General features: G+C 65.3%; 9 protein-coding genes. All 9 read left to right on the forward strand.

Annotated features, from left to right (window positions below; translation table 11 throughout):
* Window positions 1–44: 44 nt before the first annotated feature.
* Window positions 45–1,139, forward strand: coding sequence for a 3-dehydroquinate synthase (gene aroB, locus PJ259_RS19290; protein WP_059313512.1), 1,095 nt, complete (start codon window positions 45–47; stop codon window positions 1,137–1,139).
* 18 nt (window positions 1,140–1,157) lie between these two features.
* On the forward strand, window positions 1,158–2,750 hold the full coding sequence (locus tag PJ259_RS19295; protein WP_271653845.1) for an AAA family ATPase: 1,593 nt from the start codon (window positions 1,158–1,160) through the stop codon (window positions 2,748–2,750).
* A 215-nt stretch (window positions 2,751–2,965) separates the two neighbouring features.
* Window positions 2,966–7,414, forward strand: a complete 4,449-nt coding sequence (gene gltB / locus PJ259_RS19300; RefSeq protein WP_059313514.1) for a glutamate synthase large subunit — start codon at window positions 2,966–2,968, stop codon at window positions 7,412–7,414.
* A gap of 90 nt (window positions 7,415–7,504) precedes the next feature.
* Complete coding sequence (locus PJ259_RS19305) at window positions 7,505–8,923, forward strand: FAD-dependent oxidoreductase (RefSeq protein ID WP_059313515.1); 1,419 nt, start codon at window positions 7,505–7,507, stop codon at window positions 8,921–8,923.
* A gap of 300 nt (window positions 8,924–9,223) precedes the next feature.
* Window positions 9,224–10,291 carry a uroporphyrinogen decarboxylase gene (hemE, locus tag PJ259_RS19310; RefSeq protein WP_271653846.1) on the forward strand — a complete coding sequence of 356 codons (1,068 nt, stop codon included), beginning with the start codon at window positions 9,224–9,226 and terminating at the stop codon, window positions 10,289–10,291.
* 92 nt (window positions 10,292–10,383) lie between these two features.
* Window positions 10,384–11,397 carry an Ldh family oxidoreductase gene (locus PJ259_RS19315; protein WP_271653847.1) on the forward strand — a complete coding sequence of 338 codons (1,014 nt, stop codon included), beginning with the start codon at window positions 10,384–10,386 and terminating at the stop codon, window positions 11,395–11,397.
* Window positions 11,398–11,508: 111 nt separating this feature from the next.
* Window positions 11,509–13,032, forward strand: coding sequence for an MFS transporter (locus PJ259_RS19320; protein WP_271653848.1), 1,524 nt, complete (start codon window positions 11,509–11,511; stop codon window positions 13,030–13,032).
* Window positions 13,033–13,223: 191 nt separating this feature from the next.
* Complete coding sequence (locus PJ259_RS19325) at window positions 13,224–13,697, forward strand: RNA pyrophosphohydrolase (RefSeq protein WP_059313519.1); 474 nt, start codon at window positions 13,224–13,226, stop codon at window positions 13,695–13,697.
* 111 nt (window positions 13,698–13,808) lie between these two features.
* Complete coding sequence (gene ptsP / locus PJ259_RS19330) at window positions 13,809–16,088, forward strand: phosphoenolpyruvate--protein phosphotransferase (RefSeq protein WP_059313520.1); 2,280 nt, start codon at window positions 13,809–13,811, stop codon at window positions 16,086–16,088.
* The last annotated feature ends 23 nt before the right edge of the window (window positions 16,089–16,111 follow it).

The raw sequence follows: 16,111 nt of genomic DNA on the forward strand, positions 1-16,111 counted from the left end.
GCGTTCTGCGCTATGCTAGGCGCCCTTTGAATCAAGGTGATGGCATGAGGACTCTTCACGTCGAGCTCGGTGAGCGCAGCTACCCGATCTACATCGGCCAGGGCCTTCTGGATCGACCGGAATGCTTCCTGCCCCATCTCGCCGGACGCAAGGTGGCGATCGTCACCAATGACACCATCGCGCCGCTTTATCTGGAGCGCCTGCTGCGCACCCTGGGCGATCGGCAGGTCAGCGCCATCGTGCTGCCCGACGGCGAGGCGCACAAGAACTGGGAAACCCTGCAGCTGATCTTCGATGGTCTGTTGCAGGATCGCCATGACCGCAAGACCACCCTTATCGCCCTGGGCGGCGGGGTGATCGGCGACATGGGCGGCTTCGCCGCGGCCTGCTATCAGCGTGGGGTAGACTTCATCCAGGTACCCACCACGCTCCTGTCCCAGGTGGATTCCTCGGTGGGCGGCAAGACCGGCATCAACCACCCGCTGGGCAAGAACATGGTCGGCGCCTTCTATCAGCCGAAGGCGGTAATCATCGACACCGACAGCCTGGCGACCCTGCCGGCGCGCGAGCTGTCGGCTGGCCTGGCCGAGGTCATCAAGTATGGCCTGATCTGCGACGAACCCTTTCTCGGCTGGCTCGAAGAGCACGTCGAGGCGCTGCTGGCACTGGATCAGACCGCGCTCACCGAAGCCATCGAGCGCTCCTGCGCGGCCAAGGCCCAGGTGGTGGGCAGCGACGAGCGCGAGTCGGGCCTGCGGGCGATCCTCAACCTCGGCCATACCTTCGGGCATGCCATCGAGACCCACCAGGGCTATGGCGTCTGGCTGCATGGCGAGGCGGTCTCCGCCGGCATGGTGATGGCGCTGCAGATGTCCCTGCTGCTGGGCTGGTTGAGTCCTGCGCAGCGTGACCGGGCGATCCGCCTGCTGGTCAAGGCCAAGCTGCCCGTGGTGCCCCCGGCCGATATGCAGCCGGCCGATTTCGAACGCCTCATGGCGGTGGACAAGAAGGTCCTGGACGGACAACTACGGCTGGTGCTGCTCAGTGATCTGGGCCAAGCCGTGGTGACCGCTGACTTCGCCCGCGACATTCTCGAGCAGACGCTGCGTACCGATTACCAAGCGCTGACCGCCCAGTAAGGAGAACAAGAGAGTCCCATGTCCAATCTGCATGCCGACGAAGCCTTTCTCGGTCACTATCAGTTCACTCATGACCCGTTCGCTGCCCGCGTTCCCGGTTTCAAATTCTTTCCGGCGCAGCGCAAGCCGGTACTTGGCCAGTTGCATCACCTGGCTCGCTACAGCCAGCTGCTGCTGGTGGTCAGTGGTCCCGAGGGCAGTGGCAAGACCTTGCTGCGCCAGGCGCTGGCGGCCAGCACCAAGAAGGAAGCCGTGCATTGCGTGGTGATTTCCGCGCAGAACGGCGGCGACGTCCGCACCGTGCTGGCCCAGGTGGCCAAGGGCGTGGGCGCTGACAGCCAGACGCCGGCGGCCATTCTCGAGCAGGCTGCGGAAGTGCGCCTGGCGGGGCAGGAGGTCTACATCCTGGTGGACGATGCCGAGGCGCTGGCGACCCCCGCGCTGGAAGCCCTGCTGGAGTTGGCTGGCGGCACCGAAAAGGAGCGCCTGCACGTCTTCCTGTTTGGCGAGGCGGAAGTGGTGATGCGCCTGGAGGATATCGCTCAGGGCGAAGAGCGCTATCACGCCATCGAATTGCTGCCCTACAGCGAAAGCGAAGCCGAAGAGTATCTGGCCCAGCGCCTGGAAGGTGCCGGTCAGGGGCTGGAGATCTTCACCGACGAGCAGCTCGCGACCATTCACGAGCGCTCCGGTGGCTGGCCCGGTCGCCTTAACGAAGAGGCTCGCGATGTCCTGGTGGCGGGCATGAGCGCCCGTCGCAAGAAGGCGGCTGCGCCGGCGAAAGGATCGCGCAACCTGCTGGCGGCCCTGCCGCGCAAGCATCTGATCATCCTCGGCGTTGTGGTGGTGGCGGTAGGTGCCGCGGCCCTGTCGCTCAAGGGTGGCAAGAGCGAAGCACCGACCACCGCGAACGAGCAGAACCTGCCCCTGGGCGGCCAGAGCACGGCCGGCACCAGCCGGGATGCCCAGGGCGCGCCCATCCAGTTCGACGGTTCCTCCAAGCCGCTTCCCCTGCCGCTGGTGGGTGATTCGCAACCGGTCATTCGCGAACCGTTGGCGGAAGCAGCGGGCGGTCGCCAGGCTGGAACTGCGGCGGGCAACGACATGGACGCCGGCGGAGTGCCGCCTACCGTGAGCACCGAGGCCCCGCCCGTGAGCGAGGAGGACGAGCTGCCCAGCCGTACCCCGGCTCGCTCCTCCGCGCCCAGCGCCCCAGCGGTGACTGCACCGGCTCCCCGGCATACGGCGCCTGCCGCGCCGACTCCGGCACCGACCAAGCCAGCCCCAGCCGCGGCGCCTGCCCATTCGGCTGGCACTGCGGCAGGTTGGTATGGCAGCCAGTCGGGCAGCAAGTACGCTCTGCAGGTAGTGGGCACCAGTACCGAGAAGGCAGCGCAGGACTTCATCGCCCGCCAGACCGACAGTGGCAGCTTTCACTACTTCAAGAAAAGCTACCAGGGTAAGGCGCTCTATGTAGTGACCTACGGCAGCTTCGCCAATCGTGCGGCAGCCGAGGCGGCGGCCAAGCAGTTGCCGGCCAAGGTGCAGGCCAGCAAGCCCTGGCCACGGACCTTCGCCAGCATCCAGCAGGACATCGCTACCAGCCGTTGATTCTTGCCTGCCACGAAAGAAAGCCCTGGCGCTATCACGAGAGTGACGCCGGGGCTTTCTATTTTGCGTCATGGAATTTTCATCAGGTGTCATCAGTGTTTGTCGAAGGCGTTTTTTTCGCTACACTGGTCAGCCTTTGACTGTCCGAAAAAAGTTCAAATAAGCGGACAGTTTTGTGATGCCTTCGCAATAACCTGATTGCCGGTGAGAGCGCTATGAAAGCAGGCCTGTTCAATCCCGATAGCTTCAAGGACAACTGCGGCTTCGGCCTGATCGCCCATATGCAGGGCGAGCCCAGCCACGACCTGCTGGAAACGGCCATCGAAGCCCTGACCTGCATGACCCACCGGGGCGGTATCAACGCGGACGGCAAGACCGGCGACGGTTGCGGTCTGCTCATGCAGAAGCCGGATGCCTTCCTGCGCGCCATCGCCCAGGAGCAGTTCGGCGTCGACTTGCCCGAGCAATATGCCGCGGGCGTGGTGTTCTTCAACCAGGACGAGGCCCGTGCCGAACAGGCTCGTGCCAACATGAACCTGGAGATCGAGGCCGCTGGCCTGACCCTGGTCGGTTGGCGCAAGGTGCCCATCGATACTTCCGTTCTGGGTGAACTCGCTCTGGCGCGACTGCCGCGCATCGAGCAGGTGTTCGTCGCCGGTCCCGGTCTCGACGACCAGCAGTTCGCCGTCAAGCTGTTCTCCGCCCGCCGCCGTTCCTCGGTGCGCAATGCCGAGGACGCCGAACACTACATATGCAGCCTGTCGTCCCGGGTCATCGTCTACAAGGGCCTGATGATGCCGGCGGACCTCGCTGCCTTCTATCCGGACCTCGGCGATCCGCGCCTGGCTACCGCCATCTGTGTGTTCCACCAGCGCTTCTCCACCAACACCCTGCCGAAGTGGCCACTGGCGCAGCCCTTCCGCTATCTCGCCCACAATGGCGAGATCAACACCATCACCGGCAACCGCAACTGGGCTCAGGCGCGGCGGACCAAGTTCGTCAACGAACTGATCCCGGATCTCGACCAGCTCGGTCCGCTGGTCAACCGCGTCGGTTCCGACTCCTCCAGCATGGACAACATGCTGGAGCTGCTGGTGACCGGCGGCATGGACCTGTTCCGCGCCGTGCGCATGATCATTCCGCCGGCCTGGCAGAACGTCGAGACCATGGACGCCGATCTGCGCGCCTTCTACGAATTCAACTCCATGCACATGGAGCCCTGGGACGGTCCGGCCGGCGTGGTGCTGACCGAGGGTCGCTATGCGGTCTGCCTGCTCGATCGCAACGGCCTGCGTCCGGCGCGCTGGGTGACCACCAAGAACGGCTACATCACCCTGGCCTCGGAAGTGGGTGTCTGGAACTATCAGCCCGACGACGTCATCGCCAAGGGCCGGGTCGGCCCGGGCCAGATACTGGCCGTGGACACCGAGACCGGTGAGGTGCTGCAGACCGACGACATCGACAATCGCCTCAAGGCGCGTCATCCCTACAAGCAGTGGCTGCGCAAGAACGCCATGCGCATCCAGGCGACCCTGGACGACAACGATCACGGTTCGGCCTTCTACGACCAGGATCAGTTGCGCCAGTACATGAAGATGTTCCAGGTCACCTTCGAGGAGCGTGACCAGGTCCTGCGCCCGCTGGGCGAGCAGGGTCAGGAAGCCGTGGGTTCCATGGGCGACGACACTCCCATGGCGGTCCTGTCGCGGCGTATCCGTTCGCCCTATGACTACTTTCGCCAGCAGTTCGCCCAGGTCACCAACCCGCCGATCGACCCGCTGCGCGAGTCCATCGTCATGTCCCTGGAGACCTGCCTGGGTGCGGAGCGCAATGTCTTCGAGGAAACCGCCGAGCACGCCGATCGCGCCATCCTGAGCAGCCCGGTGGTCTCGCCAGCCAAGTGGCGGACCATCCTCAACATGCCCAAGCCTGGCTTCGAGCATGTCAAGATCGACCTCAACTACCCCGAGTCCATGGGCCTCGAGGCGGCGCTGCGCAACATCGTCGAGCAGGCCGAGGAGGCCGTGCGTGCCGGCAAGGTGCTGCTGGTGCTGACCGACCGCCACATCGAGCCGGGCAAGCTGCCGGTGCATGCGGTGCTGGCCACCGGCGCCGTGCATCACCACCTGGTCAACCTGGGCCTGCGTACCAGCAGCAACATCCTGGTGGAGACCGCCACCGCCCGTGATCCGCACCACTTCGCCGTGCTGCTGGGCTTTGGCGCCACCGCGGTCTATCCGTTCCTGGCCTATGAGGTGCTGGGCGATCTGATCCGCACCGGCGAGGTGCTGGGCGACCTCTACGAGGTATTCAAGTACTACCGCAAGGGCATCACCAAGGGCCTGCTCAAGGTGATCTCCAAGATGGGCATCTCCACCGTCGCCTCCTATCGCGGCGCCCAGCTGTTCGAGGCCGTGGGCCTGGCGGACGAGGTCACCGACCTCTGCTTCCCCGGTGTCACCAGCCGCATCAAGGGCGCGCGCTTCGTCGACCTGGAAGCCGAGCAGAAACTGCTGGCTGGGGAAGCCTGGAACAACCGCAAGCCGATCCAGCCGGGTGGCCTGCTCAAGTTCGTCTATGGCGGCGAGTACCACGCCTACAACCCGGACGTGGTCAACCTGCTGCAGGCTGCCGTGCAACAGGGCGACTATGCCAAGTTCCGCGAATACACCGCGCTGGTGGACCAGCGTCCGGTGGCCATGATCCGCGACCTGCTCAAGGTCAAGACCAGCGACCAGCCCCTGGCGCTGGACGAGATCGAGCCGCTGGCCAACATCTTCACCCGCTTCGACGCGGCCGGCATCTCCCTGGGCGCCCTGTCGCCGGAGGCCCACGAGGCCCTGGCCGAGGCCATGAACCGCCTGGGTGGACGCTCCAACTCTGGTGAGGGCGGCGAGGATCCGGCGCGCTACGGCACGGTCAAGAGCTCCAAGATCAAGCAGGTGGCCACCGGCCGCTTCGGCGTCACCCCCGAGTATCTGGTCAATGCAGAGGTCCTGCAGATCAAGGTGGCCCAGGGCGCCAAGCCGGGCGAGGGCGGTCAGCTGCCCGGTGGCAAGGTCAATGGCCTGATCGCCAAGCTGCGCTATGCGGTACCTGGCGTGACGCTGATCTCGCCGCCGCCGCACCACGACATCTATTCCATCGAGGACCTGTCGCAGCTGATCTTCGACCTCAAGCAGGTCAACCCCAAGGCGCTGGTATCGGTCAAGCTGGTGTCCGAGCCTGGCGTAGGTACCGTGGCCGCCGGTGTGGCCAAGGCCTATGCCGACCTCATCACCATCTCCGGCTATGACGGCGGTACCGGTGCTTCGCCGGTGACTTCCATCAAGTACGCCGGCTCGCCCTGGGAACTGGGCCTGGCCGAGGCGCACCAGACCCTGCGCGGTAACGATCTGCGCGGCAAGGTGCGGGTGCAGACCGACGGCGGCCTCAAGACCGGCCTGGACGTGATCAAGGCGGCCATCCTCGGCGCCGAGAGCTTTGGCTTCGGCACCGCTCCGATGATCGCCCTGGGTTGCAAATACCTGCGCATCTGCCACCTGAACAACTGCGCCACCGGTGTCGCCACCCAGAACGACCGACTGCGCAAGGAGCACTTCATCGGCACGGTGGAAATGGTGATGAATTTCTTCACCTTCATCGCCGAGGAGACCCGCGAATGGCTGGCCAAGCTGGGCGTACGCAGCCTGGGCGAGTTGATCGGCCGTACTGACTTGCTGGAAATCCTGCCGGGCGAGACCGCCAAGCAACAGCACCTGGACCTCACCCCGCTGCTGGGTAGCGACCACATCCCGGCGGAGAAGCCGCAATACTGCCAGGTGGAAAAGAACCCGCCATTCGACCAGGGTCTGCTGGCCGAGGAAATGGTGCGTCTGTCCCTGCCGGGCATCGAGCAGCTCGAAGGCGGCGAATTCAGCCTCAGCATCGGCAACTGCGACCGCTCCATCGGGGCCCGCGTCTCCGGCGAAATCGCCCGGCGCCACGGCAACCAGGGCATGGTCAAGGCACCGGTGACCTTCCGCTTCAAGGGCACCGCCGGCCAGAGCTTTGGCGTCTGGAACGCCGGTGGCCTGCATCTGTATCTGGAAGGCGACGCCAACGACTACGTGGGCAAGGGCATGACCGGCGGCAAGCTGGTCATCACCCCGCCCCAGGGCGCGGGCTTCAAGAGCCAGGAGTCGGCCATCATCGGCAACACCTGCCTCTACGGCGCCACCGGCGGCAAGCTGTTCGCCGCCGGCACCGCCGGTGAGCGCTTCGGGGTACGCAACTCCGGGGCCCACACCGTGGTGGAAGGCACCGGTGACCACTGCTGCGAATACATGACCGGTGGTTTCGTCTGCGTCCTGGGCAAGACCGGCTACAACTTCGGCTCGGGCATGACTGGCGGCTTCGCCTATGTGCTGGACCTGGACAACGGCTTCTATGACCGGGTCAACCACGAACTGGTGGAAATCCAGCGCATCAACAGCGAGGCCATGGAGGCTTATCGCAGCCACCTGGAAGGGGTACTGGCCGAATACGTGCGCGAGACCGGTAGTGCCTGGGGCAGCCATCTCCATGAGAACCTGGACGACTACCTGCGCAAGTTCTGGCTGGTGAAGCCCAAGGCCGCGAGCCTGGCTTCGCTGCTGGTCAGCACCCGCGCCCGTCCGGAATAACGACTTCGATGCCGGCTCCCTCAGGCGCCGGTTTCACCGTGATAGCTCGTGGCGCCCATCTGAAGGGGCGTCGCTTCAAGAGGTTTGGAAATGGCTGAACGTCTGAACAACGACTTCCAGTTCATCGAGGTCGGTCGCAAGGATCCGAAGAAGAAGCTGCTGCGCCAGCGCAAGAAGGAATTCGTCGAGATCCACGATCCCTTCAAGCCGCAGCAGGCCGCCGAGCAGGCGCACCGCTGCCTGGGTTGCGGCAACCCCTATTGCGAATGGAAGTGCCCGGTGCACAACTTCATTCCCAACTGGCTCAAGTTGGTGTCCGAAGGCAATATCCTGGCGGCGGCGGAGTTGGCGCACCAGACCAACACCCTGCCCGAGGTCTGTGGTCGCGTCTGCCCGCAGGATCGTCTCTGCGAGGGTGCCTGCACCCTCAACGACGGCTTTGGCGCGGTGACCATCGGCTCGGTGGAGAAGTACATCACCGATACCGCCTTCGCCATGGGCTGGCGTCCGGACATGTCCAAGGTCAAGCCTACCGGCAAGCGTGTTGCCGTGATCGGCGCCGGTCCGGCCGGGCTGGGCTGCGCCGACATCCTGGTGCGTAACGGTGTGACCCCGGTGGTGTTCGACAAGCATCCCGAGATCGGTGGCCTGCTGACCTTCGGCATCCCCGAATTCAAGCTGGAAAAGACCGTGCTCAGTCGCCGTCGCGAGGTCTTCGGCGGCATGGGCGTGGAATTCCGCCTGAACACCGAAGTGGGCAAGGACGTGACCATGGATCAGCTGCTCGAGGAATTCGATGCGGTCTTCCTGGGCATGGGCACCTACACCTACATGAAGGGCGGCTTCCCCGGCGAAGATCTGCCTGGCGTGCACGACGCCCTGGATTTCCTGGTGGCCAACGTCAATCGCAACCTGGGCTTCGAAAAGGATGCGGCCGACTTCGTCGACATGAAGGGCAAGCGCGTGGTGGTCCTGGGGGGGGGTGACACCGCCATGGACTGCAATCGCACCTCCATCCGCCAGGGCGCCAAGAGCGTGACCTGCGCCTATCGCCGCGACGCCGCCAACATGCCCGGCTCGCGCAAGGAAGTGAAGAACGCCAAGGAAGAAGGCGTGAAGTTCCTCTTCAATCGCCAGCCCATCGCCATCATCGGCGAGGACAAGGTGGAAGGCGTCAAGGTGGTGGAGACCCGTCTGGGTGAGCCGGACGCCCGTGGCCGCCGCAGCCCCGAGCCGATCCCCGGCTCCGAGGAGATCCTGCCGGCCGATGCAGTGGTCATCGCCTTTGGTTTCCGCCCAAGTCCCGCGCCCTGGTTCGAGCAGTTCAACATCGACCTCGACAGCCAGGGCCGCGTCGTCGCGCCGGGGCTGCACGAGTTCAAGCACCAGACCAGCAACCCGAAGATCTTTGCCGGTGGCGACATGGTGCGTGGCTCCGACCTGGTGGTGACCGCCATCTTCGAAGGCCGCAACGCCGCCGAGGGCATCCTCGACTACCTGGGCGTCTGAGCCCAGTCCGCTGGACAGGAGCCGACCGGTGCAAGCCGGTCGGCTTTTTTGTGGGCGGAGTATGGTCACGGCGATGAATCTGACTTGACGGTGGGTAAGGCTGCGCCGTTACCCACCCTACGGCCTCATGCCGCCACCGATACGTAGGGTGGAAAACCGCGCAGCGATTTCCACGCGGCTGCCATTTCGCGAAGACAACTACCACCCCATCGCCCCGATAGACAAAAGGCACGACCCCCTGCCGTGCCTTTTGCCAGCCGCTTTGCGACAATGCCGGCACTTTTGCTGCCGGATGTCGCCATGACTGCCCTGAAGAACGACCGTTTCCTGCGTGCCCTGCTCAAGCAGCCGGTAGACGTCACCCCGGTGTGGATGATGCGCCAGGCCGGGCGCTACCTGCCCGAATACCGCGCCAGCCGGGCCCGCGCCGGTGACTTCATGAGCCTGTGCAAGAACCCGCAATTCGCCTGCGAGGTGACCCTGCAGCCGCTGGAGCGCTATCCCCTGGATGCGGCCATCCTCTTCTCCGACATCCTCACCATCCCCGATGCCATGGGCCAGGGGCTCTACTTCGAGACCGGCGAGGGCCCGCGCTTTCGCAAGGTGATCGATACCCCGGCGGACATCGAAGCCTTGCCGATTCCCGATGCCGAATCCGACCTGGGCTACGTGATGGACGCCGTGCGCACCATCCGCACGGCGCTGGACGGCCGGGTACCCCTGATCGGCTTTTCCGGCAGCCCCTGGACCCTCGCCACCTACATGATCGAAGGCGGCTCCAGCAAGGATTTCCGCAAGGCCAAGGCCATGCTCTACGACACCCCCGAGGCCATGCACCTGCTGCTGGACAAGCTGGCCCAGGCGGTCACCGCCTACCTCAACGGCCAGATCCGCGCCGGTGCTCAGGCGGTGCAGATCTTCGATACCTGGGGCGGCAACCTGTCCGCCGCGGCCTACCAGGAATTTTCCCTGGCCTATATGCGCAAGATCGTGGCCGGTCTGATCCGCGAGCATGAAGGACGGCGCGTGCCGGTGATCCTCTTCACCAAGAATGGCGGTCTCTGGCTGGAAAGCCTGGCCGACAGCGGTGCCGAGGCCTTGGGCCTGGACTGGACCTGCGACATCGGCGAGGCGCGCCGTCGCGTCGGCGGCAAGGTCGCGCTCCAGGGCAACATGGACCCGAGCGTGCTCTATGCCAAGCCGGCGGCCATCCGTGCCGAGGTGGGGCGCATCCTGGAAAGCTACGGCCAGGGCAGCGGTCACGTCTTCAATTTGGGTCACGGCATCACTCCCGAGGTGGACCCGGCCCATGCCGGCGCCTTTATCGAAGCCGTGCACGAGTTGTCGGAACGCTACCACCAGGGCTGACTGTGCCGGGATCGGCGTGCCCGCTCCCAAGTCGAACGAGCGGGTAGCGGCTGGTTGCGGCATAGTCGGGGTTTTCCCGATGGAGCGCCGCCATGGCCCAGATGACCCCGGAAGAGCTGCAGCAACTGGCCGAGGAGGTGCTCGCGGCCCAGGGTTTCAGTCAACCGCAGGGCGCGGCCATCGCCGCCATGATGGTGGCCGGCCAGCGCGATGACTGTGCCTCCCACGGCATCTACCGACTGCTGGGCATCGTCAAGACGCTGAAGGCCGGCAAGGTGGTGCCGGATGCCGTTCCCCGCGTCGAGGACGTGGCACCGGCCATCGTCCGGGTCGATGCCGGGGGTGGCTTCTCGCCGCTGGCCTTTCACGCCGGTCTGCCACTGCTCGATGCCAAGGCGCGCACCTGCGGCCTGGCGGCCCTGGCGATCAACAACTGCGTGCATTTCTCGGCGCTCTGGGTGGAAATGGAAGCCCTTACCGCCCGCGGCCTGGTGGCCCTGGCCTGCAATCCCACCCAGGCCTATGTCGCGCCGGCGGGTGGGCGGCGGCCGCTGTTCGGCACCAATCCTATCGCCTTCGGCTGGCCACGGCCGGAAGGGCAGCCCTTCGTCTTCGACTTTGCCACCAGTGCCGTGGCCCGCGGCGAAATCGAGTTGCATCGTCGCGCCGGCAAGGCCCTGCCCGAGGGCTGGGGGGTGGATGCCGAGGGCGCCCCGAGCAACGATGCCCGCACCGTGCTGGAGGAGGGTGCCATGCTGACCTTTGGTGGCCACAAGGGCTCGGCGCTGTCGGCCATGATCGAGTTGCTCGCCGGACCGCTGATCGGCGATCTCACCAGTCCTGAGTCCTCGGCTTTCGACGCCGGGGCGGGCGGACTGCCCTATCACGGCGAACTCATCCTGGCCTTCGATCCCCAGCGGTTTCTCGGCGCGGCGGTGGCCGACTATCAGCAGCGTGCCGAACAGCTGTTCGCCGGCATTGAGGCCCAGGGCGCCCGCTTGCCGTCGCAGCGGCGCTATGCGGCGCGCGCTCTTAATACCACCCGTGGCTGGCTGGAGGTGCCGGACGAAATGCTCGCCGAGGTGCGGGCGCTACTGCCCGGCTGATCCAGGGCGCGATTCGCATCACCTGGCGGAGACTGCGACAACGCGGTCTCTGAACCCCATGCCAGACGCAGGGTCCACGACTGGCCCCCTTCGTGCCAGCCCTGGGTCTTCATGTACGCCGACGACACCGATCGCCCCCATCACCGCGGCCTGCTGCTGCTGAGCATCACCCTCATGGTGCTGGTGTACTTTCTCGACAATCTCTCCATCGCCCTGGCCAATCGCTATGTCTACGGCGGCCTGGGCATCGACCCGCGCAGCTACAGCCTGGCAACCGCCTGCTACAGTGCCGCCGTCATCGTCACCAGCGCCCCGCACCAGTGGTTCGCCCAGCGCCTGGGCTATCGCAACCTGATCTTCACCGCCGTCGGCATCCACCTGGTCGGCCAGGTGTGCTGCCTGGTCGCGAGCGACCTGCCGACCTTCATCGTCGGTCGGGTACTGATGGGCGCCGGCGCCGCCACCTTCTTTGCCGGGGCGCGGGTACTGGTGCAGATGTATTTCTCCGGTCCCCAGTTGCCGACCGGCATTCGTGCCTTTGCCTCGGGCGTGCCCCTGGGGGGTGCGCTGGCCTCCTTTACCACCGCGGAATTGCTGGAAGGCCATCAGTGGCGCGCCATCTTCTTGGTGCCGGCGCTGGCCTGTGGGTTGGTCGCGCTAGGTGCCTGGCTGTCGCTACCCCGACGCTCCCATCCGCTGGAGAATTCCGGCGCCCCCTCGCTGCTGTCCATGGTGCTGCTGGCCGGTGGCAGCCTGCTGCTGACCACCACCACCCAGCGGCTGGCCTTCGACTTCTTCAGCGACGGCCTGTGGCTGGCGCTGGAGCTGCTGTTGGGAGTCGCCATCCTCGGGCTGTACGTCTATTACGAGCGAGGCCTCGCGCGGCCGACCCTGGACTTCAAGCACGCCATCACCCCCGGCTTTCTCGCCGGCATGCTGTTCATGATGCTCAACTACTTCCTGCTCGGGGCCTACAACTTCATCATCCCCCAGTACGTGGTCAACGGCCTGCAGCTGCCGGTCTATACCGCCGGTGGGGTCATGGCGCTCGGTTGGCTGTGCGGTCTGGCGCCCCTGCTGATGATCACCTCGGTGCGGCTGCGCGAGCGCTTTCCCTGGGGCGGCTTTCGCAAGTACCTGGTGGCGGGCTATCTGCTGCTGGCCGGCTACGGCTTCTGGATGGTGCGGCAGCACGCCGACGTGCCCCTCTATCAGCAACTGGTGCCGGGTCTGATGATGCATGGCACCTACCTGATCGGCACCTTCGCGGTGATCATCATGTACACCTTCATGCGCGTCGAACCGGCCTATTTCAGCCAGGCCTACCAGATCAAGAACATGACCCAGCAGCTGGTGATGCCCATGGGCATCGTCCTGTCCAACGTCTTCCTGCAGTGGCGGGATGCCTTCCATGCCTCGGTACTCAGCGCCTCGGTCAATCCCTACGCCCAGACCTACCAGGCCTATGAGGAGCGCTATCGGCAGGCCACCGGTGCCGATAGCGCCCTGGCGCAGATCTCCAGCCTGGTCACCCGCCAGAGCCAGGTGCTGGGCTATCTCGACTATTTCTGGCTGGTTGGCTGGATCGGTCTGGCGCTGGCGGTCTACATGGCCGTGCAGCGGCATTTTCGCTAGCGCGCGACGATTGCCTGCCTTTAAGCCGATGTTCAGCTAGCGGCCACCATAATGCGGGCTTTTGCAGGCCGCGCCGTTCCCCCGGCCCCTGCGCCGGTCGGCCGCGCCCCGGTCGGTCCGGAGCTTGCATTGCTGGGCTGTCGGGCTTTGTGGAACAATGCGGGCAACGATATTTTTCAAGGGTGGCAGCCGTGATCGACGCTGATGGTTTTCGCCCCAATGTCGGCATCATTCTCGCCAACGATGCCGGCCAAGTACTGTGGGCCCGCCGCATCAACCAGGATGCCTGGCAGTTCCCCCAGGGTGGGATCGATGACCGGGAAACGCCCGAGGAGGCGCTGTACCGGGAGCTGAACGAAGAAGTGGGGCTGAGCCCCGAGGATGTCCGTATCCTGGCCTGTACCCGGGGCTGGCTGAGGTATCGACTGCCGCAGCGCATGGTGCGTACCCACAGCCGTCCGCTGTGCATCGGCCAGAAGCAGAAGTGGTTTCTGTTGCGTCTGACCGCGGAAGAGCAGCGGGTGCGGATGGATGTGACGGGCAAGCCTGAATTCGATGGCTGGCGCTGGGTAAGCTACTGGTACCCCCTGGGCCAGGTGGTGACCTTCAAGCGTGAGGTCTATCGGCGGGCGCTCAAGGAGTTGGCACCCCGCTTGCTGGCCTGATTACCGGTACGGCCGGTGCGAAAGTGGTGAGGAGAAGCTGTGGTCATGCAGGATGAACGACACGTGATGCACGCCGGCGGCTCCGCCGGGCGTCGGCTGCGGAGGCGCTAGATGCTTGCAGTTCTGCGCAAGATCGTCCAGGAGGTCAATGCCGCCAAGGATCTGGGGTCGGCACTGTCCATCATCGTGCAGCGCGTCCGCGCGGCCATGCAGTCGCAGGTCTGCTCCGTCTATCTGCTGGATCCGGATACCAATCGTTTCGTGCTGATGGCCACCGAAGGCCTGAACAAGAAATCCATCGGCCGGGTCAGCATGGCGCCCAACGAAGGCCTGGTCGGCCTGGTCGGGACGCGTGAAGAGCCGCTCAACCTCGAAGACGCCGCCAGCCACCCGCGCTTCCGCTATTTCGCTGAAACCGGTGAGGAACGTTATGCGTCCTTCCTCGGCGCTCCCATCATCCACCACCGGCGCGTCATGGGCGTGCTGGTGGTGCAGCAGAAGGAACGTCGTCAGTTCGACGAGGGCGAGGAAGCCTTCCTGGTCACCATGAGCGCCCAGCTGTCCGGGGTGATCGCCCATGCCGAGGCCACCGGGACCATTCGTGGCCTGGATCGGCAGGGCAAGGGTATCCAGGAAGCGCGCTTCGTCGGCATTCCCGGCTCGCCCGGGGTCGGCGTCGGCAAGGCGGTGGTGGTCCTGCCGCCAGCCGACCTGGAAGTGGTCCCCGACAAGACCGTGACCGACATCGACGCCGAGCTGCAGCTGTTCCGCACCGCGCTGGAAGGCGTACGGGCGGACATGAAGGCGCTCTCCAAGCGGCTGTCCACCCAGCTGCGCAAGGAAGAGCAGGCGCTGTTCGACGTCTACCTGATGATGCTCGACGACGCCGCCCTCGGTAACGAGGTGACCACCATCATCAAGAGTGGCCAGTGGGCCCAGGGCGCCCTGCGCCAGGTGGTGATGGAGCACGTCCAGCGCTTCGAGCTGATGGACGACGCCTATCTGCGCGAACGGGCCGCCGATGTGCGGGACCTGGGCCGCCGGCTGCTCGCCTATCTGCAACAGGCGCACCAGGCTTGCCTGATCTATCCGGAAAACACCATCCTGGTCAGCGAGGAACTCTCGCCGGCCATGCTGGGCGAGGTGCCCGAGGGGCGTCTGGTCGGCCTGATCTCGGTACTGGGTTCGGGCAACTCCCACGTGGCCATCCTGGCACGCGCCATGGGCGTGCCCACCGTCATGGGCGCGGTGGACCTGCCGTATTCCAAGGTGGACGGCATCGACCTCATCGTCGATGGCTACCACGGCGAGATCTTCACCAACCCTTCGCCGACGCTGATCAAGCAGTATGGCGACGTGGTCGAGGAGGAGCGCCAGCTGACCCAGGGCCTCGACGCCTTGCGCAGCCTGCCCTGCGAGACCCTCGACGGCCATCGCATGCCGCTGTGGGTCAACACCGGCCTGATGGCCGACGTGGCCCGTGCCCAGCAACGCGGGGCCGAAGGAGTCGGGCTGTATCGCACCGAAGTCCCCTTCATGGTCAACGAGCGTTTTCCCAGCGAGAAGGAGCAGCTCTCGATCTACCGTGAGCAGCTGGCCGCCTTCCATCCGGCGCCGGTGACCATGCGCACCCTGGATGTCGGCGGTGACAAGGCGCTGTCCTATTTCCCGATCAAGGAAGACAACCCCTTCCTGGGCTGGCGCGGTATCCGCGTCACCCTGGATCATCCGGAAATCTTCCTGGTACAGACCCGCGCCATGCTCAAGGCCAGCGAGGGGCTGAACAACCTGCGCATCATGCTGCCGATGATCTCCGGTGTGCACGAGGTGGAGGAATCCCAGCACCTCTTGCACCGCGCCTGGTGCGAAGTACGAGACGAAGGCGTCGACATTCCCATGCCGCCCGTGGGTGTCATGGTCGAGGTGCCGTCGGCGGTCTACCAGGCCCGCGATCTGGCGCGCCAGGTGGACTTCATCTCGGTGGGCTCCAACGACCTGACCCAGTACCTGCTGGCGGTGGACCGTAACAATCCGCGGGTGGCCGATCTCTACGACTACTTCCACCCTGCGGTGCTGCAGGCGTTGCAACAGGTGGTCGATGGCGCCCATGCCGAAGGAGTGCCGGTGAGCATCTGCGGCGAGATGGCTGGCGATCCGGCGGCGGCGGTGTTGCTCATGGGCATGGGCTTCGACACCCTGTCGATGAACGCCACCAACCTGCCCAAGGTGAAATGGCTGCTGCGCCAAGTCACCCTGGAGAAGGCCCGGGAGCTGGTGCAGCAGATGCGCCAGATCGACAACCCCCAGGTCATCCACAGCGCCTTGCATCTGGCCTTGCGTAACCTCGGACTGGGCCGGGTGATCAACCCGGCGGCCAGCGTCCAGAGCTGAGCGTGCCCGGCGGGAAGGCCGCT

It is taken from the genome of Pseudomonas sp. JBR1, from assembly GCF_028198185.1.
Taxonomy (GTDB): Bacteria; Pseudomonadota; Gammaproteobacteria; order Pseudomonadales; family Pseudomonadaceae; genus Chryseomonas; species Chryseomonas oryzihabitans_E.

Coding starts and splice junctions, on each gene's coding strand:
- aroB (WP_059313512.1), top strand. CDS start 45: ATGAGGACTCTTCACGTCGAGCTCGGTGAGCGCAGCTACCCGATCTAC.
- PJ259_RS19295 (WP_271653845.1), top strand. CDS start 1,158: ATGTCCAATCTGCATGCCGACGAAGCCTTTCTCGGTCACTATCAGTTC.
- gltB (WP_059313514.1), top strand. CDS start 2,966: ATGAAAGCAGGCCTGTTCAATCCCGATAGCTTCAAGGACAACTGCGGC.
- PJ259_RS19305 (WP_059313515.1), top strand. CDS start 7,505: ATGGCTGAACGTCTGAACAACGACTTCCAGTTCATCGAGGTCGGTCGC.
- hemE (WP_271653846.1), top strand. CDS start 9,224: ATGACTGCCCTGAAGAACGACCGTTTCCTGCGTGCCCTGCTCAAGCAG.
- PJ259_RS19315 (WP_271653847.1), top strand. CDS start 10,384: ATGGCCCAGATGACCCCGGAAGAGCTGCAGCAACTGGCCGAGGAGGTG.
- PJ259_RS19320 (WP_271653848.1), top strand. CDS start 11,509: ATGTACGCCGACGACACCGATCGCCCCCATCACCGCGGCCTGCTGCTG.
- ptsP (WP_059313520.1), top strand. CDS start 13,809: ATGCTTGCAGTTCTGCGCAAGATCGTCCAGGAGGTCAATGCCGCCAAG.